At 50.1% G+C, this 20,830-nt stretch carries 17 protein-coding genes, 2 pseudogenes and 2 riboswitches; of the genes and pseudogenes, 16 read left to right on the forward strand and 3 right to left on the reverse strand.

All coding sequences use genetic code 11. The features are described from left to right. Positions 1 to 67 precede the first annotated feature (67 nt). From ACGCCZ_RS09715 to ACGCCZ_RS09765, 11 genes and pseudogenes are all read left to right on the forward strand, one after another. On the forward strand, positions 68 to 793 hold the full coding sequence (locus ACGCCZ_RS09715; protein ID WP_054323420.1) for an amino acid ABC transporter permease: 726 nt from the start codon (positions 68 to 70) through the stop codon (positions 791 to 793). After that, the gene (locus tag ACGCCZ_RS09720) at positions 780 to 1,514 is read left to right on the forward strand and encodes an amino acid ABC transporter ATP-binding protein (RefSeq protein ID WP_054323419.1); all 735 of its coding nucleotides are present in this window, start codon (positions 780 to 782) and stop codon (positions 1,512 to 1,514) included. Before ACGCCZ_RS09715 ends, ACGCCZ_RS09720 begins: the two co-directional genes overlap by 14 nt. 91 nt (positions 1,515 to 1,605) lie before the next feature. Then, complete coding sequence (locus ACGCCZ_RS09725; RefSeq protein WP_411655911.1) at positions 1,606 to 2,460, forward strand: zinc dependent phospholipase C family protein; 855 nt, start codon at positions 1,606 to 1,608, stop codon at positions 2,458 to 2,460. 80 nt (positions 2,461 to 2,540) lie between these two features. Continuing rightward, the gene (locus ACGCCZ_RS09730) at positions 2,541 to 2,999 is read left to right on the forward strand and encodes an S-ribosylhomocysteine lyase (RefSeq protein ID WP_085532909.1); all 459 of its coding nucleotides are present in this window, start codon (positions 2,541 to 2,543) and stop codon (positions 2,997 to 2,999) included. A gap of 379 nt (positions 3,000 to 3,378) precedes the next feature. Continuing rightward, positions 3,379 to 4,532 (forward strand): annotated as a pseudogene (locus tag ACGCCZ_RS09735) (CapA family protein). A gap of 40 nt (positions 4,533 to 4,572) precedes the next feature. Then, positions 4,573 to 4,703, forward strand: a riboswitch (FMN riboswitch). A 79-nt stretch (positions 4,704 to 4,782) separates the two neighbouring features. Then, entirely contained in the window at positions 4,783 to 5,352 is a 570-nt protein-coding gene (locus tag ACGCCZ_RS09740; protein ID WP_054323416.1) for an ECF transporter S component, read from the forward strand. Positions 5,353 to 5,435: 83 nt separating this feature from the next. After that, positions 5,436 to 5,533: riboswitch (SAM riboswitch) on the forward strand. A 124-nt stretch (positions 5,534 to 5,657) separates the two neighbouring features. Further along, positions 5,658 to 6,843 (forward strand): annotated as a pseudogene (gene metK / locus ACGCCZ_RS09745) (methionine adenosyltransferase). Positions 6,844 to 6,911: 68 nt separating this feature from the next. Beyond that, positions 6,912 to 7,250: a hypothetical protein gene (locus ACGCCZ_RS09750; RefSeq protein WP_054323414.1), complete on the forward strand. Its 339-nt coding sequence runs from the start codon at positions 6,912 to 6,914 to the stop codon at positions 7,248 to 7,250. Between the two features lie 233 nt (positions 7,251 to 7,483). Continuing rightward, positions 7,484 to 9,619 (forward strand): SF1B family DNA helicase RecD2, encoded by a 2,136-nt coding sequence (locus ACGCCZ_RS09755; protein ID WP_411655912.1) that lies wholly within the window; start codon positions 7,484 to 7,486, stop codon positions 9,617 to 9,619. Between the two features lie 6 nt (positions 9,620 to 9,625). Further along, positions 9,626 to 10,315 carry a ComF family protein gene (locus ACGCCZ_RS09760; protein WP_054323412.1) on the forward strand — a complete coding sequence of 230 codons (690 nt, stop codon included), beginning with the start codon at positions 9,626 to 9,628 and terminating at the stop codon, positions 10,313 to 10,315. A gap of 145 nt (positions 10,316 to 10,460) precedes the next feature. Beyond that, positions 10,461 to 11,486: a rod shape-determining protein gene (locus ACGCCZ_RS09765; RefSeq protein ID WP_054323411.1), complete on the forward strand. Its 1,026-nt coding sequence runs from the start codon at positions 10,461 to 10,463 to the stop codon at positions 11,484 to 11,486. A 743-nt stretch (positions 11,487 to 12,229) separates the two neighbouring features. Here the strand turns inward: ACGCCZ_RS09765 and murC are convergent. After that, a complete protein-coding gene (murC, locus tag ACGCCZ_RS09770; RefSeq protein ID WP_054323410.1) occupies positions 12,230 to 13,612 on the reverse strand; it encodes a UDP-N-acetylmuramate--L-alanine ligase in 1,383 nt (460 codons plus the stop codon). Between the two features lie 290 nt (positions 13,613 to 13,902). On the opposite strand from murC, the gene dpsA reads away from it, so the two are divergent. From dpsA to ACGCCZ_RS09790, 4 genes are all read left to right on the forward strand, one after another. After that, positions 13,903 to 14,763 (forward strand): dipicolinate synthase subunit DpsA, encoded by an 861-nt coding sequence (dpsA, locus tag ACGCCZ_RS09775; protein WP_242967278.1) that lies wholly within the window; start codon positions 13,903 to 13,905, stop codon positions 14,761 to 14,763. A gap of 5 nt (positions 14,764 to 14,768) precedes the next feature. Further along, entirely contained in the window at positions 14,769 to 15,341 is a 573-nt protein-coding gene (locus tag ACGCCZ_RS09780) for a dipicolinate synthase subunit B (RefSeq protein WP_085532899.1), read from the forward strand. 39 nt (positions 15,342 to 15,380) lie between these two features. Continuing rightward, entirely contained in the window at positions 15,381 to 15,890 is a 510-nt protein-coding gene (locus tag ACGCCZ_RS09785; RefSeq protein ID WP_411655913.1) for a hypothetical protein, read from the forward strand. 123 nt (positions 15,891 to 16,013) lie between these two features. Beyond that, positions 16,014 to 17,288: an O-acetylhomoserine aminocarboxypropyltransferase/cysteine synthase family protein gene (locus ACGCCZ_RS09790; protein WP_054323408.1), complete on the forward strand. Its 1,275-nt coding sequence runs from the start codon at positions 16,014 to 16,016 to the stop codon at positions 17,286 to 17,288. Positions 17,289 to 17,457: 169 nt separating this feature from the next. On the opposite strand, the gene ACGCCZ_RS09795 is transcribed toward ACGCCZ_RS09790, so the two are convergent. Together ACGCCZ_RS09795 and ACGCCZ_RS09800 are read right to left on the reverse strand one after the other, a co-directional pair. Further along, positions 17,458 to 18,210, reverse strand: a complete 753-nt coding sequence (locus ACGCCZ_RS09795; RefSeq protein WP_411655914.1) for an alpha/beta hydrolase — start codon at positions 18,208 to 18,210, stop codon at positions 17,458 to 17,460. Next, on the reverse strand, positions 18,207 to 19,139 hold the full coding sequence (locus ACGCCZ_RS09800; RefSeq protein ID WP_158088983.1) for a DMT family transporter: 933 nt from the start codon (positions 19,137 to 19,139) through the stop codon (positions 18,207 to 18,209). The genes ACGCCZ_RS09795 and ACGCCZ_RS09800 overlap by 4 nt, the downstream gene beginning before the upstream one ends. A 407-nt stretch (positions 19,140 to 19,546) precedes the next feature. On the opposite strand from ACGCCZ_RS09800, the gene yfmF reads away from it, so the two are divergent. Next, on the forward strand, positions 19,547 to 20,830 hold the full coding sequence (yfmF, locus tag ACGCCZ_RS09805) for an EF-P 5-aminopentanol modification-associated protein YfmF (RefSeq protein WP_054323405.1): 1,284 nt from the start codon (positions 19,547 to 19,549) through the stop codon (positions 20,828 to 20,830).

Here is a 20,830-nt window from a genome sequence, read left to right on the forward strand (position 1 = left end):
AGAGCCGCCGGACCCTTTTGGGGGCAGGCAGTTTTTCTGCCTGCTTCTGTTTTATGGGGAGGTTGGCATGCAGACGCTCTTTGCATCGGTTCCGCTGTCCTTTTTCTCTGATTTAGGCCAGCAGTTCTATGACGATTTTATTTTAAAAGACCGGTATATGTACATCGTGCAGGGATTTGCCAATACAGTGGTGATTACCCTAGTGGCGGTTATCATCGGTATTATCCTGGGGACATTGGTCGCCTTAGTGCGCATCACACATCAGAATAACCCCAAAAAGTTGCGGATTCTCAATAAAATCTGCGGCTTGTATCTGACGGTCATCCGCGGAACCCCTGTGTTGGTTCAGTTGATGATTATGGTGTATTTTATTTTTGCCAGCGGCGAAACCCTTTTGGTGGCGATGTTGGCGTTCGGTATCAACTCCGGCGCTTATGTCGCGGAAGTAATCCGCAGCGGTATTCAGTCTGTGGACCGCGGCCAGATCGAGGCAGGACGTTCGCTCGGCTTAAACAGCCGGACAACCATGAGCAAGATTGTTCTGCCCCAGGCATTTAAAAATGTTGCGCCAGCGGTTTTCAACGAGTTTATTGCCCTTTTGAAGGAGACTTCTATCGCAGGTTATGTCGGCATTCAGGATTTGACCAAGGGCGGCGACATTATCCGCAGCATTACATACGATGCGTTCATGCCCTTGTTCTTAGTGGCGGCAATCTATCTGGTGTTGGTAATTTTGTTGACCATGTGTCTGTCCAAGCTCGAAAGGAGGTTGCACCAGAGTGATAAGCGTTAAGAATTTGGAAAAGACGTTCCACACCCAAAGGGGCGACCTTCAGGTGCTCAAGGGGATCAACCAAGAGATCCAGAAGGGAGAAAAGGTGGTTGTTGTCGGACCGTCCGGTTCCGGAAAAAGTACCTTTCTCCGTTGTTTGAATCTGTTGGAGATGCCGACAGGCGGGGAAGTCTGGTTTGAAGGAACACAGATCAATGCGCCTGGTTGCGACGTAGATCAGCTTCGCCGGAAAATGGGCATGGTGTTTCAGCATTTTAATCTGTTTCCCCATCTGTCGGTTTTGAAGAACATTACCCTTGCGCCTGTAACATTGAAGCTGAAGTCCGAGAAAGAGGCGGAAGATAAGGCCATGCAGTTGCTAAAGCGCATTGGTTTACAGGATAAGGCAAATGCCTATCCCTCCCAGCTTTCCGGCGGCCAGCAGCAGCGCATTGCGATTGTACGTGCGTTGGCTATGGAGCCGGATGTTATGCTCTTTGATGAGCCGACCAGCGCCCTGGACCCGGAAATGGTCGGAGAGGTGCTCCAGGTGATGAAAGAGCTGGCTCACGAGGGGATGACCATGGTAGTTGTTACCCATGAGATGAACTTTGCACGCGAGGTTGCCACGCGCGTCCTCTTTATGGACGAGGGGCTTGTTTTGGAAGAGGCCAAACCGGACGAGTTTTTCGATCATCCCAAAAATCCGCGTCTACAGGACTTTTTGTCCAAGGTCCTTTAAAATGAATTTTAAGTGTGATAAAATGAGAGGCAACCCAACAGGGGCCTCTCATTTTTTGCTGGAAATGAACTTTTAGAAAGCGAGGGATGATATGCCTGCCGCAATTACCCATTATTATCACGCCTTGCGCGTGTTGGAGCTTTGGAAACCGAACCATACGGAGGTGGAACGCGACGCATTTTTATGGGGGGCTCAGGGACCGGATTCTCTTTTTTACCATCGGGCGCTTCCTTGGCAGAAAGGGGAAAGCCTCTCTTCCTTTGGCGAACGGTTGCATCAAGAGTCGGTTTCGCGGACAGTTTCTATCCTGCATGAATACGGTGAAGCGCATCCGTCGGAATGTGTGTGGAGCTGTATTGCAGGATTCCTCTGCCATTACGCGGCAGATCGAATTTGCCATCCGTTTATAGAGGCACAGGCGCGAGAGCTTTTAAAGATACAGCCCGATCAGGATGCACAAATTGCCCATCATGAGATGGAGTCGGCGTTGGATGTTGTCCTTCTGCGCTATGAAGCGGGGGCTCTTCCGATTGAGTTCTCCTTAAAAAAGACCCTTCCCAAAAATCAAAAGGTACAAGCAGAGATCGTTTCTCTCTATGCGTTTTTATTACATGTACGGTTTGGGGTCTCGCATGCGCTGCCATTGGTAGAACAGGCGGTGAAGGATGCCCGGACTGCTATGGGGTGGCTCAATGACCACACCAGCTTGAAAAAGCCGTTGGTGGAACGGTGGGAGAAGAAGCACGGCGGAAAGCATACTCTATCCTGTCATATTCGTGGCGTGGGAGAGGGGGATGACTTCGATTATGCGAACACTCTATTACAGACATGGCGTTCACCAGAGGATGGAAGAGAGAACAACGAGAGTTTTTTGGATGTTTATGAACGTTCCATTGTAGAAGCTTTGGAGCAAATTAAGAGCTTTTTTTCTGGGGAAACGCTATAGGATATGTTTGTAAATCGTTCCTTTGAGGATGGATAAAAAGAATTTGTGTTATTATTTTGCAGAGTTATGGAGGAAATGAAATGGACAGAATTGCAAGTTTCTGTATCGACCACGATCGGTTGGTTCCAGGGATCTATCTTTCCCGTATCGACGGCGATGTCAAGACATATGACATCCGGATGCGCCGGCCAAACACACCGCCCTATATCGAGAACGGAGCGCTACACACATTGGAGCATCTGTTTGCAACCTTTGCCCGCAATTCAGAATGGAAAGATCATGTCATCTATTTTGGGCCAATGGGCTGCCGGACCGGATGCTATTTTTTGCTCCGCGACATGGAAGAGGCGGACGCGGTACGCCTGGTTCGTTCGATTTTCCAGCAGATTGCCCAATATGATGGAGAGGTTCCAGGAGCGACTGCCAAGGAATGTGGGAACTATTTGGAACATGATCTGGAAGGTGCGAAGAAGGAAGCACAAGAATTCTTGACCATCATAGAAGGCTGGGATGAGCGAAAGCTGGTTTATCCGGAGTAATCTTTTTGGGACTTTGCCGGAATATATGGAAGGATTGCTAAAGCCGCTGTGGTTATTGTTCTACAGCGGCCTTTTCTGTCAGAATCCGTCCTACGGTTTTCATAGCTCCATACGGCTTTTTGTTGTATAATCTTTGTATAAAGACCTATGGGGCAAAAGGAGCCCTGCTTTACAATAGAAGTGGAAGAGTTATGTGGATGGAGGAACGGATATGAGGAAGGCAAGACATTACCAAAAAAGGCCTCGCGTAAAACCTGTGCGTTTAGAGACAGTCATCCTGCGCATATCGACCGCTGGTTTCGCTGTGATGTTGTGCACCGCGATGTTACTTCTCATGCCTGCGGCAGGACGGATGGAACATATGGAACCGGTTCCGCAGATGGGTTCCTCGCAAGGGGAAGCGAAAGAGAAACCATCCGTGCCGGAGTGGGGGGCACAGCCCTCGCCTTCCTTGGACAAGCCCTCGGACAGTGCACCCTCGTCAGAGCCAGAGATAGCCTCCATCACCATCCTGGGAGTGGGTGACAACCTAATTCACGATGGCATTTATAAGCAAGCTAGCCGTCGCACAGGTGGAACCGGATACGATTTTTCCCCAGTATATGCGCGGGTAGCACCGTATATCGAGCAGGCAGACATCGCCATTATCAATCAGGAAACACCTTTAGCGGGAGCTGTTCGGCCGCTCTCCGGGTATCCTCGCTTCAATTCGCCGACGCAGTTGGGGGATGAATTGGTACGGGTTGGCTTCGATGTCGTCAATCATGCGAATAATCATATCTTGGATCAAGGAGAAGAGGGTCTGCGCGCTACGCTGGATTATTGGGACACCAAGAAAGTGGCAGTGGTCGGCGCATACCGAAGCGATAAAGATTTGGAAAACATCCGGATTGTAGAGCGCAATGGGATTACAACTGCGCATATCGGCGTAACAGAGATGACAAATGGCCTATATCTACCAAAGGACTCCCCTTACCATGTCCTTTTGACCAGCGAGACGGAAGAACTGGAGCATCTTGTGCAAAAGGCGGATTCTATGGCGGACATTGTAGTGGTGTCTGCACATTGGGGAGAAGGTATACACATGTTCCAACGAAGAAACAGGAGGAACTCGCGCAAAACCTGGTGGACTGGGGGGCCGATTTGGTGATCGGCAACCACGCCCATACGTTACAACCCGTCGTGATGCTGAAACGTGCGTCGGACGGAGCGCAATGTCCAGTGGCTTATGCCCTGGGAAATTTTGTGTCCGCGCAGGACCGCGCCTTGAGCATGGTGGGTGGGATGCTCAAAGTAACCGTGGAAAAGAATCTGGAAAGTGGAGAAACGGCGGTATCCGATGTCGATTTTGTCCCCATAGTTACCCATTATGGGGCGAATTTCCGGGATATAACGATTTATCCCCTTTCGCAGTATTCCGCTGCGTTGGCAGAACAACACGGGGTTCGGCAATATGATTCCATTTTTAGCCTCTCGTACATAGAGCAGATGGTCGCGCAGAACATTCCGGAAAAATATGTTTCTGTGGATTGACAGGCGTTGGGGAGAGTGTTATACTATTAACAAATTTAAGAGCTGTCTTCGGGGCGGGGTGCAATTCCCCACCGGCGGTAATGCGGCGTTTAGCCGACAAGCCCGCGAGCGAAAGCTGATTTTGGTGTGATCCCAAAGCCGACGGTATAGTCCGGATGGAAGAAGAACCGCGCATCATGCGTATTGGGGCCCCGTGGCATTTGCCGCGGGGCTTTTTTCGTAGACAGCCGGACAAAAAGGAGAGGTTTCTATGAAAACAAACACCAAAGACAACGTAGTCCGCATGGCGCAGATGGGAATGCTCGCTGCAATTGCAATCGTTCTTGTGACCGTCACACAGTTTCCGATTATTCCTGCTGCTCCGTTTATGAAATACGATATGGCGGACGTGCCGATTTTGCTGGGGACTTTGCTATTTGGCACCCTTCCCGGTTTGGTGATCCTGGTGGTTGTTTCTCTGATTCAAGCGTTTCTATTGGGAGGCGACGGATGGATTGGCCTTGTGATGCATGTTGTCGCCTCCGGCGCTCTGGTGGTCCTGGTGGGACAATTCAGCCGTTGGCACAACAAATTCCGTGAAACGGTCGTCGGAATGGTCCTTGGAACGTTGGCCATGACCGCTCTGATGATTCCGTTGAATCTTGTACTCACCAGTTATTTTCAGGGGGTTCCCATGCAGGCGGTTGTGGATATGATCCTTCCGGTCATCATACCCTTTAATCTCATTAAGGCGTCTGCCAACTGTGTGATTACTGCGGTAGTCTTTAAAGCGCTACAACCTTTTATTCGCCGTCATAAGGAACTCGTTGGGCAGCCCTAACAGAAATTTGTAAGAATTTTTCTTATTTTGTCCCTTTACAGGGAAAGCAACTCGTGCTATAATATATCTGTTAACAGAATATGTCCTTATCAAGAGTGACGGAGGGAACAGGCCCTGTGATGTCCGGCAACCTGCTATGCAGCAAGGTGCTAATTCCTGCGGGTAAGCCGAAAGATGAGGTTGCTTTATAGACCGCTCGGTTTTCCGAGCGGTTTTTCTATGACCTGAAATCTTGAAGTAGGAGGCGGTTGCTTCCAAGGATATGGACAAGAATGGTAATTTTCAAACAGGAGGATTTATAAGACATGGCAAAATACTTTTTTACATCCGAATCGGTGACAGAGGGACATCCCGATAAGCTCTGCGACCAGATTTCTGACGCTGTATTGGATGCAATTTTGGAGCAGGACCCCCATGCACATGTAGCTTGCGAGGTGACAGCGACCACCGGGATGCTGCATATCATGGGAGAAATCTCTACGGAGTGCTATGTGGACATAGCATCCATCGCCCGGAATGTGGCCATCGATGTCGGCTACAGCAACAATAAATATGGATTTGATGGGAACACCTGTGGTGTCAGTTACATCGATTGATATGCAGTCGCCCGACATTGCAATGGGCGTAAATAAGTCCTACGAAGCGCAAAACGGTGCAACCGACGCCTTGGATAGCATTGGCGCCGGAGATCAGGGAATGATGTTCGGATTTGCCTGCGACGAGACCCCCGAGCTAATGCCTTTGGCGATTTCCTTGGCGCATAAGGTTTCTAAAAAATTGAGCGAAGTGCGTAAAAGCCGTAAGCTCGCTTACCTGCGTCCTGACGGAAAATCACAAGTTACTGTGGAATATCAGGATGGCGTTCCGGTGCGTGTGGATACCGTCGTAGTTTCCACCCAGCATAGTCCGGATGTTACTTTGGAACAGATTCGCGCTGATGTAGTGGAACACGTCATTAAGGCTGCGATCCCGGAAAGGTGGCTGGATGAGCGTACAAAGTTTTATGTCAATCCGACGGGGCGTTTTGTCGTAGGAGGCCCTGCGGGAGATACCGGCTTGACAGGGCGAAAGATCATCGTGGATTCCTATGGCGGGTATGGACGCCATGGCGGCGGTGCGTTTTCCGGCAAAGACCCGACCAAAGTGGATCGTTCTGGCGCTTATGCTGCTCGCTACGTTGCGAAAAACATCGTTGCTGCAGGTTTGGCGAAGAAATGCGAAGTCCAGCTTGCTTATGCGATCGGTGTAGCGCGGCCTGTTTCCATCGCAGTGGATACCTTTGGGACGTCTGCGTATACCAGTGAAGAGTTGGAAAATGCGGTGCGCAAGGTATTTGACCTGCGGCCAGCCGCCATCATTCAGAATTTTGACCTCTGCCGTCCGATCTATCGTCAGATTTCCAATTATGGTCATATGGGACGAGAGGAACTGAATTTGCCATGGGAGCAGCGGGATCAGGTGGAAGCGCTCAAGGCGGTACTGCGCGCTTAATGGTACGATTTTAGAAAAAATATGAGCGGAAATCACCTTATCACATAAACTGTGATGAGGTGATTTTTATGTGGGGCATGTTTCTAAAGACCATCCTGATCCTGCTGGCGATTGTAGGATTGACCGAAATCTTCCGTCTGTTGTCCTTCCGTTTTCTGCGAACCCGCAACCGTGGAACGCTGTACTGGGTGATTTCCTTCAGTGGCCACGATGAAGAGGCAGAACTTGCACTGAAAAATGCATTGGAGCATCTGCGTTGGCTGGACAGTACGCAAGAAAAATGGGTGCTGTGTGTCGATCGTGGGATGGATGAAGAGACGCGAAAAGTTTGCCGGATCATCAGCAGTGAAAATTTGGATGTTCACATCTGTAAACCGGAGGAACTGGCAGAAATCCTGGAACAATAGTTTGCAAATACATACAAAATCGTCTATACTAAAAGCGTAGCTTCCCGGGGCCGGGATGGGAAAACCCGTCCAGGAGCCCGGCGGGAAGTCGATCGCAGGGGAAGCAGGTATCTATTAAGAATCGACAAAACCCGACATGCGGGAGGAACCGAAATGTACGAAGAAACTCTTCTGGAGATGACCGGCTCTGTGGAGCGGGTTGTCTTCGGAACGAAAAAAATGGATATACGGTCTTGGAACTCAACAATGGGCAGGAGCTGGTCACCGTGGTAGGGACGATCCCTTGGGTGAGCGCTGGCGAAGAGCTTCGGGTGATAGGCAATTGGAGCAGCCACCCAAGTTTTGGAACGCAGTTTAAAGTGGAAGCCTTTGAGCGTTCCAAGCCAGCCACTGCAGTGGCGATGTTGAAGTATTTATCTTCTGGCGCGATCAAAGGGATAGGAGCGGCGACAGCCGCTCGGATTGTTGACACCTTTGGGGATCATACGCTGCAAATTTTGGAACAGGAGCCGGAGCGCTTGAGCGCGATCAAGGGGATTACACGGGAGAAAGCGCGCAAGATCGGAGAGGAGTTCCAGCGTGTACATGGTATCCGAGAGATGATGCTCAGCCTTAGCCAGTATGGGATTTCGCCGGAGGAGGCTGTTCGTATTTGGAAACAATTCGGTCCCCAAGCGGTCGAATGTGTGCAGGAAAATCCCTATTGCCTGTGTGGGGAGGGATTGAATATCGGATTTAGCCGTGTGGACGATATTGCCGCTTCTTTAGAGCGGCCACAGGATGACATTTGCCGCTTGCGTGCAGGGGTGGTCTATGTCTTAAAACACAATATCGGAAATGGGCACACCTGCCTGCCTGCGGAAAAGCTCCTTGCCGCTGCAGCCGGGATGCTCGGCGTGGAGGTATCGCTCACGCAGGAGGCGTTAGAACAACTGAAGCAGGATGGCTCTGTCGTTGCACAACGGTTTAACGGAAGAGAATTCCTTTTCACCCCCAAGCTACACCGCTCTGAAGTCTATGCGGCAGCACGTATCGGGATGCTTTTACGGTACCCTGCACAATCCATTGTGGGAATCGATCATTATATTGCTGTATTGGAACAGGAACTTTCCATCCGTTATGCAGAGATGCAAAAGCAAGCCATTCGCAAAGCGCTATCCCAAGGAATGCTCATTCTGACCGGCGGCCCTGGTACTGGCAAGACGACAACCCTCAACGCGATTATTCAGATTTTGGAACGTAAGGGAGAAAAGGTACTCCTAGCCGCGCCAACAGGCCGTGCTGCCAAGCGAATGTCGGACTTGACCGGGAAAGAAGCCAAGACCATCCACCGTTTGTTGCAGGTAGAATGGGACGAAAATGACCAGCCCACGTTTGCCAAAAACGAGAAGAATAATCTGGATTGTGACGCTTTGGTGATCGATGAGCTATCCATGGTGGATGTCACGATTTTTGAAGCGGTATTGCGCGCATTGCCACTCGGCTGCCGCCTGATTCTGGTGGGAGATAGTGACCAGCTTCCCAGTGTGGGGCCGGGAAATGTGTTGGGGGATCTGATTGCATCGGAGATGCTTCCCGTCGTGCGTCTAAACGAGATTTTCCGACAGTCCATGCAGAGCCTCATCGTCACCAATGCCCATCGAATCGTGGCGGGCGAAATGCCCGATCTTTCTGTGCGGACAAGTGACTTCTTCTTTTTGCCTGGCAACAATGCTGTGGACGTAGCGGAAACCATTGTCAGCCTTTGTGCCAAGCGGTTGCCCGCCAGTTATGGATATTCTCCCACCGCAGATATTCAGGTGCTTTGTCCGGGAAGGAAAGGCGACCTGGGGACCAATGAACTGAATAAGCGCTTACAGGCGGCACTCAATCCGCCGGACCGCTCCAAAAATGAGATCACGGTCAATGGCGTTCTGTTTCGCGAAGGCGATAAGGTCATGCAGGTTAAAAACGACTATAATCTGCCTTGGAATAAATCGGATGGAACCACCGGGGAAGGCGTATTCAATGGGGATATGGGCGTGTTGTGTGGCGTAGATCGCCGGGCCTCTGTTTTGACGGTATTGATGGACGACGACCGGCTGGTTTTATATGAACTCGAAGCGGCTTCTGAACTGGAACTGGCCTATGCAATGACGGTACATAAAAGCCAAGGAAACGAGTTCACGGCTGTGGTGATGCCCATGTTCCCCGGACCGCCACAACTCTGCTACCGAAATCTTCTCTATACGGCTATTACACGCGCCAAAACTTTGTTGGTGATGGTGGGAATGCGGCGTACCGTTCAGGCAATGGTGGAGAATGCCCGCAAGACCCGGCGCTATTCCGGCCTTTTGTATTTTTTGACGGGCGCCGATCAGGAGGAATAAAAAAGCATGGGGCTAAAAGCTGTTTTCCAAACTTTAGGGGATATGCTGTTTCCACCGAGATGCCTGTTCTGTGAGGAACCCATCTATCCGGGATGGGAAATATGTGATTCCTGTGAAAAAGCCGTAGTTGTTTCTTCCGTTATCCGCCGCATGAAACTGGGACCAACTGGGGACACTGTAGGGTGTTTGACGCTGTATCCATATGAAGGTCTGGTGAAGGAATCGCTTTTGCGATTTAAGTTCCACGGAAAGCGGGAATATGCTGCGTATTACGGACGTATACTTGCAGAGGAATTGCAGAGAAGTGTACCGTTGAATCATCCGTCATTTGTGACGGCAGTGCCTCTTTCCATACGCCGTTTACGGGAACGCGGATACAACCAGTCGGAACAGATTGCCCGGAGAACGGCAGAGTGCTTGAAGCTACCATATGAAGAAGTACTTCTCAAAATCAAAGAAAATCGGGTGCAGCACGAACTTTCGGGAGAAGAACGCCAGAAAAATGTGCGGGGTGTTTATCGGGTTCATGAGGGAATAGAACTGGTTGGAAAGGCGGTACTCTTGGTAGATGATATTGTCACCACAGGCGCCACACTTTGTGAATGCGCACGGATGCTGTACAAGGCTGGTGCATCTCAGGTGTTCTGTGCAGCAATCGCAGATGTACACCGGAGTGAATCGCAGAACAGCGGTTGAAAAGCTTTCATGAATGTAATATAATAAATTGGTACACTGAAAAACAGGACTTACATGTTTTATTTTGCGGCAATTTCAAAGCATCATTCTGTACACTCCACTTTGAAATTGCCGGAAAATGGATTTAGATTGGAAGTGATGATGCATGCTTGGAACCGACATTGCAATTGATTTGGGCACGTCCACAGTGAAGATTTATTTGGACGGAAAAGGGATTATTTTGAAAGAACCGGCTGTTGTGGCATACAATGTAGAAACGGACGAAGTTGTTGCCATCGGCAGTGAAGCTTATGCGATGGTTGGGCGGACTTCGGATCGTATCGATGTCGTTCAGCCGCTCTGCAATGGTGTAATCTCAAACTTTGACTTAGCGCAGTATTTGATTAGCCATTATATGAAAAAAATCAGCGGCAGCAAGGTGTTTATGCCGCGTGTTGTAGTGAGTGTCCCTTGTTTGATTACCGAGGTGGAGAAGCGCGCTGTGGTGGATGCGATCAGTTCGGCCGGCGTACGCAAAATTTGTCTGATCGAGGAACCGGTTGCGGCAGCCATGGGTGCGGGTGTCAAGATTGACGAGCCGCATGGGACGTTGATTGTAGATATTGGCGGCGGTACAACGGACATGGGCGTGTTGTCTTTGAGCGGAATTGCCATTTCACGGTCGATCAAAACAGCGGGCAATGCATTCGACGAGGCGATTATCAAGTATATACGCCGGAAGTATAATTTGATTATCGGCAAGCGTATGGCAGAGGAGGCAAAAATTGCGATTGGTTGTGTCTATCCGCGCAAGGAGATGGTGAAGCATCGGGTAAAGGGACGCAACGCCATGACCGGTTTGCCGCAATGGGCGGACATCTCCTGTGACGAGATGTTGGAAGCATTGATTGAGCCGGCGATGCAGATTATTCGCACCGTACAGGAGATGTTAGAGAGAACCCCGCCGGAGCTGATGGGGGATGTGTATTCCGATGGAATCATCCTGACAGGGGGATCGGCACAATTGTTTGGCTTTGATAAGTTGATCTCGAAAAAGGCAAAGATGGCGGTGCATATCGCGGAGGAACCGGATATGTGTGTTGCGCGCGGTGCTGGCCTTGCAATCAAGTATATTGACGACATTGAGAACAAAGCCTATGGTGTGCTGAATCCGCTGAGTGCAGCGTATTAAAAGGCAACGGTATGTCTCTTTAGGCCGTATTGACGAGGAACCCTTTGATGGGAAAAATCGATAAAGAGATAGATATTCTGTGAAAGCGCGAGAAATAGATTCCAAGGCTCGAAGAGGTTTCGGATTTCCAAATGGAGTGAATCCATAAAAAGGGAAAAGAGGGTGTCCCAAAACTACGAATCTTTCGATTCATAGGAAAGGGGCATCCTCTTTCTGTTTGGGAAAATATCTGCGTTTCTAAAAAAACAAGGGTATCTAAAAGCCATTTCATGGCTTTTGGATACCCTATTTTTATTTTGGACTTCTTTTAAAAATCAGAGATAGAGAACCTTGCTTTACAGACTCGTACCATCATAAGGGATAGCTTTTTTGAAAGGAAACAATCCGATAAATAAGGAGCTAATACATGGCGGATGCCCTGTTAGGAGGGGCCAATTCCTTTGATAAGGAATCGAAAGGATGCTGTGATGGCCATATCCGCATTCCTCTTTTTCCCTTTTGGTGAAGATGGAACATACGGTTCTTTTTCAAAAAGCTGCAACCTGCATTCGATTGGTATGAATTGTCTATGAAATCCGGCTTGGATAGGGGCCATACCAGAGAGATGATCCGTAAAATCCGACGATAGCGAACAGTACCGAGGAGCCAGGTTTTCTGCCAATGCAGGAGCATGGCTCCCCTATCCAACGGTACGGTTGTCGGATTCACACGCAACCTTGTATTACATACAGAAAAGCAATTTTCTATTTTCCCTGCGCCTGATATTTCTCCACAATCCGATTGGCGCATTTATAGACGTCGCCGCCACCGAGAGTAAGAATCAAATCCCCTTCCTGCGCTTTTGAAAGTACATAGTCGCTGATTTCCTCAAAGGTTGGAAACCACACGCAACCTGGAATCTTTTCAGCAAGGTCCTTCGCGTAAATATGGTAGGTGTTGACCTCACGTACAGGAAGAATTTCCGAGAGCACAGCATGATCGGGAATCGACAACGCTTTGGCAAAATCGTCCAACAGCATATAGGTGCGTGAGAAGGTATGTGGCTGGAAAACCGCCCACACTTCACGGAACCCCATCTGCATAGCCGCGGTTAGGGTAGCGGTCAGTTCTGTGGGGTGATGGGCAAAATCGTCAGCAACGGTCACACCGTCAAAAGTACCGAGAATCTCAAAGCGGCGATGTACCCCTGTGAATTGGTGGAGACTTTCCGCAATCGTCTGCGCATCCACCCCCATAAAGTCTGCGACAGCTACCGCAGCCAATGCATTGTAGATATTGTGCTTTCCTGGAATCCGCAGGCTTGCTTCACAAAGTGGGACACCTTTTTTCAAGACAGTGAAACGTTCACAGGCACGCTTGGTATCCGCGACATTTACTGCGCGGTAGTCATTGCCTTGTTCAAAACCGAAGGTCAGGAGCTTCTCGGATGGGATTCCCTCGACTGCCTTGCGGGTGTTGACATCGTCGCCGTTTACCACAAGCAGGCGGGAAGTTTGAAGGGCAAACTGGTGGAACGAGCGAATGATATTTTCCAGAGTTTTAAAATAATCCAGATGGTCTGCGTCGATATTTAAAATTACGGACAGCGCAGGTTCCAAATGCAGGAAGGTATCCACATATTCACAGGCTTCGCAGACAATGGTTTCTGATTTGCCGACACGGCCATTTCCACCGATAAAGGGGAGTTTGCCGCCGATGATGGCAGAGGGATCGATCCCCGCATTGACAAAAATTTGTGTGATGAGCGCGGTGGTGGTGGTTTTTCCATGTGTTCCAGAGACCGCCACAGAGTTGGGATACCGCCGGGTCACCATGCCGAGCATGACCGATCGCTCCACCGTTGGAATGCCCTTTTCACGCGCGGCCACAAGTTCCGGGTTATCTGCTTTCACCGCCGCCGTGTAGACAACCAATTCGGCATCGCCAATGTTTTCTGCTTGATGCCCCATAGACACGGGAATGCCATAGGAACGAATCCGTTGTAAAGTGTCGGATTCGTTGGTGTCGGAACCCGTGAGATGATAACCTTTGTGGTGCAGGATCTCGGCGATTGGGCACATGCCAGACCCACCGATCCCTACAAAATGAATTTTCTGAACCTTTGCTAAAATGTCGTTGCTGTCCATTCTATATGATCTCCTTAGTAGATGTTAAAAAAGGAAACGCTTTTGGCCGGTTGGGCCGTATATAAGGGAATGTCCGCCATTGACAGACTTAACTAATTTATTATATTGCAAAATCCCAAAAGAATAAACAGTTTCTTGAAATTTTGACAAGAAAAATCTTTGGTGGGCTTTGGGGGGATTTTGTCTAGGATAATCACATAGTAAAAAAATCCCCATACTATAGATTACAGCCATATTTCCTAGGGAAGAGGGAACGATCGGCTGTTCAGTCCGTACAGGAGGTTTGAAATATGATCGATTATAACAGTTTCGGCGTAGTCGGCGGCGACCGGCGGCAGATTGCTCTGGCCGAATCCATCGCTTCAGATGGATACACCGTGTACGCATTCGGTTTTGACACCGTAGATTTTAAGAAAGGCGTCATCAAAGCCGAATTGGGCGAGATCGCTGCCAGATGTGAAAATATCATTCTGCCCTTGCCAGTGACAGCGGACGGAAAGTACTTAAATACGCAGTATAGTGAAAAAAAGACCCTGCTGGACGATGATTTTGCGGAGTATATGCGCAACAAGACCGTTTTTGGCGGGATGATGGGAAAGTTGTTCCTCACCAGTGAATTATGGGATGGCATCGACGCCTATGACTACTATACCCGTGAGGATTTCGCGGTAAAGAATACGGTTCCCACAGCGGAAGGGGCGCTCGAAATTGCCATGCGGGAATACGCGGGAACCATCAATGGCAGCAATTGCCTGGTGGCCGGATACGGCCGGATAGGGAAGGTGCTGGCTTGGATGCTGCGTGGGATTGGCGCCAAGGTCACGGTGAGCGCCCGTAGAACAAGCGACCTTGCCTGGATTGAATTGTTCGGATATCAGGCGATCAAAACGGACGACATCTGCGACCGGGACCAATACGACTTGATCTTCAATACCATTCCCGCCATGGTTTTTAACAGAAGAATGCTTTCCAAGGCGCGGGAAGGCACCATTTTGATCGACTTGGCCAGCGCTCCCGGCGGCGTGGACTATGAGGCGGCCGACAAGCTGGGAATCCGAACGATCAAAGCGTTGTCTTTACCCGGCCGGGTTGCACCAAAGGCAGCTGGAGAAATCATCAAAAACACCATCTACAACATCATGGAGGAGTGAGGACTTTGAACGATTTGACGTTTGGCTATGCACTGTGCGGCTCGTTCTGTACATTTTCGAAGTCCCTGAAGCAAATGCGTTTCTTAGCGGAAAAGGGATACCATTTATTGCCGGTCATGTCCTATAATGCGGCAAAAACGGACACGCGATTTGGCAAAGCAGCCGACTTTGTGCAGGAGCTGCACGACATTTCTGGACGGGATGTTATACAGACCATTGTGGAGGCGGAACCGATCGGCCCCAAGAAGATGGTTGATCTGATGATCGTGGCACCTTGTACAGGAAATACCCTTGCAAAGCTTGCCAATGGCATCACGGACACGCCAGTCACGATGGCGGTAAAATCCAATCTGCGCATTGGCCGGCCGGTTCTTTTAGCGCTAGCGACCAACGATGCGTTGGCAGCATCCGCACAGAACATTGGTAAATTACTCAACACGAAACATGTCTATTTTGTGCCTTTGGCGCAGGATGATCCAGAGAAAAAACCGTATTCTCTGGTGGCGGACTTTGAGAAGTTGCTCCCAGCGGCCCTTGCCGCATTGGAGGGGCGGCAGCTTCAGCCTATTTTCGGCTAGCGGGGATAAAAAGATTGCAAGAGCGCCTGTTCGTGTGCTATGATGGTACAAGAACAGAGAGGAAGTGAAACGATGCTCTATTGTCCCAAGTGCCAGGTCCTGGTAAAAGAAGGGGATCGTTGCCCTGCCTGCAACAGCAAAAAGCTGCGGGACCCCCAGGAGGGCGACCCGGTGATGCTGCTTACAGCGACAGAGAAAAAATGCCGTAGAATCGCCGGTGCGTTGGACGGCCAGGAAATCCCACATGAGGAACGTGTTTGCGGTGTAGAAGGGATTGCATCCGCCTATGCAGGGGAAGGCGGGATGTGTAATAAAAACATCTTTGTGCCGTATGACCGTTTGGAAGAGGCGGTTGAATTGATGTACCATATCGGTGTAACCGGTTCGGGAAAAAGCGCTGAAGAAGCGGATGAAGCTGCTGAAATGAGCCCGCGCAAGCGATTCATCGTGCGTGCAATTTCAGTGGTGCTTTTTATTTTGTTGATCTGGGCCGTTGTCACGATGGCGGATGCGGCGGCAGGATGGGTAAAATCTCTGCTCTATCCTTGATGATATACGTTTTTAACCGCACTTGTGGTTCCGCAGGCCGGAGAAAATCGTTTGGCGCCTTCGGTGTGCGGGACCCTTCGCGGCGGTCATCATAAATTCAGATGTGAAAAGAGGAATGTTTCCATGAGTCCGTATCGAATTGATACCAATTGTATCCATGCTGGATACACGCCCGGCGACGGAGAGCCGCGTGTGCTACCCATTGTCCAGAGTACAACCTATAAGTATGACCACGCGGAGACGCTGGGAAAACTATTTGACTTGGAGAAGGATGGGTTCTTTTATACCCGTCTGGGAAATCCTACGATCGATGCAGTTGAAAAGAAAATTGCGGCGCTGGAGGGGGGCGTTGGTGCGCTGATTACCTCTTCCGGGCAGGCGGCTTCTTTGATTTCTATTTTTAATATTTGCCGCGCAGGTGGACATGTTGTTTGTTCCAGTGCAATTTATGGCGGGACATTTAACCTTTTTTATAAGACCATGCATGAGATGGGAATTGATTTTACTTTTGTCTCTCCGGAGAGCACTGAGGAAGAGCTACATGCTGCATTCCAGCCGAATACGCGGTGTGTTTTTGCGGAGACGCTCTCGAATCCGGCCTTGATTGTGACAGATTTGGAACTCTTTGCAAAAGTGGCGCATGCGCATGGGGTTCCGTTGATTGTGGACAACACCTTTGCAACCCCAATCAATTGCCGGCCATTTGAATTCGGGGCGGATATTATCATCCACTCCACCACCAAGTATATGGACGGACATGCCGTACAGGTTGGCGGCGTGATTGTGGACAGTGGAAAATTTGACTGGAACAATGGGAAATTCCCGGAGTTCACAGAGCCGGATGAATCCTATCATGGCGTTGTCTACTGCAAGCAGTTCGGCAATGCGGCTTATATCGCCAAAGCGCGCGCTCACTTGATGCGTGATTTGGGAGCGCAGGCGAGCCCGCAGAATGCTTTCCTGCTGAACCTTGGCCTGGAGACGCTCGCCCTGCGTATGGAGCGCCATTGCTCCAATGCGTTGAAGGTTGCCGCATTCTTGGAACAGGATGACCACATTGCGTGGGTCAATTACCCAGGGCTCAAAAGTAGTAAATATTACCAGTTGGCTCAAAAGTATATGCCGAATGGCACCTGTGGGGTGATCTCCTTCGGAATCAAGGGCGGCCGAGAGGCTGCTGCCAAGTTTATGGAGAGCTTGAAGCTTGCTTCCATCGTGATCCATGTAGCGGATCTGCGGACTTGTGTGCTGCATCCCGCCAGCACCACACACCGCCAGTTGACGGATGAGCAGCTCATAGAGGGCGGCATCAGCGCAGATATGATTCGTATGTCCGTGGGTATTGAAAATCCGGAGGACATCTTGGACGACATCAAACAGGCTTTGGCACAGGTATAATCCAATGGAAAAGAGGGTGTTCCCAAACTACGAATCTTTCGATTCATAGGAAAGGGGCATCCCCTTTCTGTTTTGAAAAAACTCGGAGTTTCTAAAAAACGAGGGTATCCCTTTCGTCATTTTATGACTTTTGGGACACCCTCTTATTTTATTCATATGGGTCGATGTTTCAGGGACTGCCAAAAAAATGGGCAATTTCTGCAAATAGGCGTTCTCGCTCCGGCCCCAGTGTACAAACATGTGGGCTATTCAAAAGGGTGAGTAATCGTTTGTGGGTAGAAGCGGCCCGATTCATAATGATCTCCGCGCTCACTGGAAGTACCGTCTCATCTTGTCCGGCGCGAACCACCAGGAGCGGACAGCGGACGCCTTTCAGGCCATGGAGGGTATGGCGCATCAACGCATTGAGTTCTGCGACACTCCTCACCGGTGTACGGTCATAGCAGGCGTTGTATTGTGCAAGAAATTCCCCGTCATAGGAAAAAGGGGCTTGCGTGTGATAACGCATCACCGGCCAGAGGATACGTGCAGCGCGGCTTGCGCGGTTACGCACTCGTAACGCCGCGCAGAGGACCGCCGCGCGATAGACTGGGCGCGTTTGCGCCAAAAGAAGCGCGAGTGTCCCTCCCATGGATAAGCCTGCTACACTGACCCGCCCGCATTCGCTTACCAATTGGTCAAATCCTGCTTGTACAGCAGCAAGCCATTCGGGCCATCGTCGAAGTTCCATGTCCTCCGCATTCGTTCCATGTCCAGGTAAGAGAATTCCTTTGACGCGGAACCCGCACTGGGCCAGCGCTTTGCCCAATGGCAGCATGGTACCGGGCGTGGCTGTAAAGCCGTGTACCAATAGGACGCCGTGCTGGGACGAACCCGGAAAATCAAAAGGACGGCAAAGCGGATTTTGGAAAAGATCGTTCATCCTTCAGACCCTTCTTTCTCCTCTCTTTGAATTGGTATGGACGATTTTTTTAGAAAACCAACACGAAGAAAAGCGGGCTTGACCTCAGAGAGCAAAATGGCGCCAAAGATTAAGACAAATCCTGCAAGGATGCGCTCAGAGAGTGCTTCGTGCAGAAAAATAATACCACATATACATCCAAACACCGATTCCAAAGACAAAATCAAAGACGCTTTAGAGGCGGGGACGTATTTTTGGCAGACGGTCTGGAGCAATAAGGCGATCATCGTGCTGAACACGCCAAGGTAAAGGATATAAGTGAGAGCATCAGGAGCAAACTGGGTGGGGATCGGTTCGGTCAAAAGGGACGTGATCGCTGCAAATAGGGCAGCAAAGCCAAACTGCGTGACCGAGAGCAGTATAGGGTCATGCTTTTGGGTTAAAATAGCAGCGGCAACGATTTGTGCGGTAAAACCAACGCCGCCCAACAGAGAAAAACCATCCCCCATGTTGATGGAGAAATCCGCGTTGAGCGAGAGAAGCCCAATACCAATCAAACAAAGAAACGCAGCCGAGATATTGTAGACGTCCGGCCGTTGGTTTTTAATGATCCAGTATAGAAAAGGGACCAGCACAACATAGACGGCCGTTAAAAAGGCGTTTTTTCCGGCTGTGGTGTATTTGGCGCCCAATGTTTGCAGGTAAAAGGCCAAATAATAGAGAAAACCAGCCAAAGCGCCGGCTTTGATACAACCCTTGTCGATTTTTTTCAGCCGCCGGAAAAAGACGACACACATCAAAACAGCAGCGATCGCGAAACGCAACGCAACAATGGCAGCTGGTTCGAGACTTCCGGTTGCGCTTTTCACTGCGACAAATCCGCTGCCCCAGATGATGGTGACCACCAAAAGGCCCAATTCTGCCAGCCGTAGTTGTTTTTTCGCATTCAATCTTATCCCATCCATTCTTTTTAGAAGTTTTGAATCGTGGCCGCCCATCCGAAAAAAATACAAAAATCCCGCTTCTTCCGTTCAAAAACAACCCACTTTTCTTTTTGTAAATTATACCATCGTGTCAGAGGAATGGCAAGGCACAGACTATGGGGAGGACGGTGTATAAATAGCCGCATTTTTTGTATGTTCATAGATTTTTCCTTTTCTTAACAGGGATGGTGTGCTATAATAACTTCGCGAACCAATCGGAATCGGGCAATGGGAAGTTTTGATTCCGTGTATGTAATCATGCTTATGGAGACAATACAGCGGTCCATATGCCGTGGAACGGTTATGGCGATTGGGGCCGCAATGCAGCTTATGGTTTCTGTTTGCAGGTTGATTTTTAATATGGAGATGATGGAATGATCGGAATTGAACAGCGCGTCATTTGTGACGGCGTCAATTTTAGAAGTATTCGTGATACGAAGTTCAAAACGATGCGCATTTCTGCCCATCTGATCGTGCCGATGAGCCGGCAGACCGCGGCAGAGAATGCGCTTTTGCCGTTTTTACTCAGTCGGGCCAGCCGGGAATATCCCGATTTTACCAAGCTAGGCCAGCGGCTCGCAGAACTCTATGGGGCGTCTCTGAATGCGGACGTCCAGAAGCTCGGCGATTTGCAGGTGCTATCTCTCTCAGCGTCCGGTATTGCAGACCGCTATGCATTGGAAGGGGAAGCCATCTCAGGGGAGCTGGCAAAGCTTCTTTGCAGCATTTTGTTTGACCCGCCGCTGGTGGACGGATTGTTTCCGGAGGACGGCTTTGAACAGGAGAAACGCCAGACAGTGGAGTTGATCGACTCCGAATATAGCGACAAGCGCACGTATGCCCGTCAGCGTTGTGAAGCCATTATGTGTGCGGATGAGCCGTATGGCGTTAATCGCTATGGCGGCAAGGAGGACATTGCGCAGGTGCAGCGCCCTGCATTGACGGAGGCGTGGAAGCGCCTTCTGGATACGGCGAAGGTAGAACTGATGGTGTTGGGCGATTGTGACCCGGAGCCGGTCTATGAGGGGTTCCGCGCCGCATTCGAGAAACTGGGCGGCCGAAAGACCGCCGATTGTACGACGATGGTCGTTCGTTCTGCGGAACAGGTACATGAGGTCACAGAGAAGATGGATGTAGCGCAAGGGAAGCTTGTTTTGGGCTTCCGCGCAGGAACGGCAACGCCGGACGAAGCCGTGCCTGCAACACGCTTGATGACGGCTCTTTTTGGGGGGACGCCGAACTCCAAACTCTTTTTGAATGTACGGGAAAAGTTGAGTTTGTGTTATTATTGCAGCGCATCTTACAACAGCATGAAGGGAATTCTGCTGGTACAGAGCGGTGTGGAGGCCAAAAATATCGAGCGTGCAAGGGAAGAAATCCTGCGCCAGCTCGATGAGGTCAAGCAAGGCCATTTTGACGAGAGCGAAGTGGAGGCGGCCAAGATGAGCCTCTGCAACAGTTACCGTACGCTCTCTGACTCCTTGGGTGGGTTGGAAAACTGGTATCTTTCCCAGACCTTTGCCAGCCATTCGCAGCAGCCTGATGAGGCGGCTGCACAGATCAATGCGGTCACCCGGCAGGAAATCATCGACGCTGCCAACCGTGTGACATTGGACACCGTGTACTGCCTGGTGGGAAATGGGGAGGATGCACAATGA

It is taken from the genome of Anaeromassilibacillus sp. SJQ-1 (assembly GCF_046693725.1).
In the GTDB taxonomy this organism is placed as follows: Bacteria; Bacillota; Clostridia; order Oscillospirales; family Acutalibacteraceae; genus Anaeromassilibacillus.

Coding starts and splice junctions, on each gene's coding strand:
- ACGCCZ_RS09730 (WP_085532909.1), top strand. CDS start 2,541: ATGGACAGAATTGCAAGTTTCTGTATCGACCACGATCGGTTGGTTCCA.
- yfmF (WP_054323405.1), top strand. CDS start 19,547: ATGATCGGAATTGAACAGCGCGTCATTTGTGACGGCGTCAATTTTAGA.
- ACGCCZ_RS09760 (WP_054323412.1), top strand. CDS start 9,626: ATGGGGCTAAAAGCTGTTTTCCAAACTTTAGGGGATATGCTGTTTCCA.
- ACGCCZ_RS09795 (WP_411655914.1), bottom strand. CDS start 18,210: ATGAACGATCTTTTCCAAAATCCGCTTTGCCGTCCTTTTGATTTTCCG.
- ACGCCZ_RS09740 (WP_054323416.1), top strand. CDS start 4,783: ATGAAAACAAACACCAAAGACAACGTAGTCCGCATGGCGCAGATGGGA.
- ACGCCZ_RS09715 (WP_054323420.1), top strand. CDS start 68: ATGCAGACGCTCTTTGCATCGGTTCCGCTGTCCTTTTTCTCTGATTTA.
- ACGCCZ_RS09790 (WP_054323408.1), top strand. CDS start 16,014: ATGAGTCCGTATCGAATTGATACCAATTGTATCCATGCTGGATACACG.
- ACGCCZ_RS09785 (WP_411655913.1), top strand. CDS start 15,381: ATGATGGTACAAGAACAGAGAGGAAGTGAAACGATGCTCTATTGTCCC.
- ACGCCZ_RS09725 (WP_411655911.1), top strand. CDS start 1,606: ATGCCTGCCGCAATTACCCATTATTATCACGCCTTGCGCGTGTTGGAG.
- ACGCCZ_RS09765 (WP_054323411.1), top strand. CDS start 10,461: ATGCTTGGAACCGACATTGCAATTGATTTGGGCACGTCCACAGTGAAG.
- ACGCCZ_RS09750 (WP_054323414.1), top strand. CDS start 6,912: ATGTGGGGCATGTTTCTAAAGACCATCCTGATCCTGCTGGCGATTGTA.
- dpsA (WP_242967278.1), top strand. CDS start 13,903: ATGATCGATTATAACAGTTTCGGCGTAGTCGGCGGCGACCGGCGGCAG.
- murC (WP_054323410.1), bottom strand. CDS start 13,612: ATGGACAGCAACGACATTTTAGCAAAGGTTCAGAAAATTCATTTTGTA.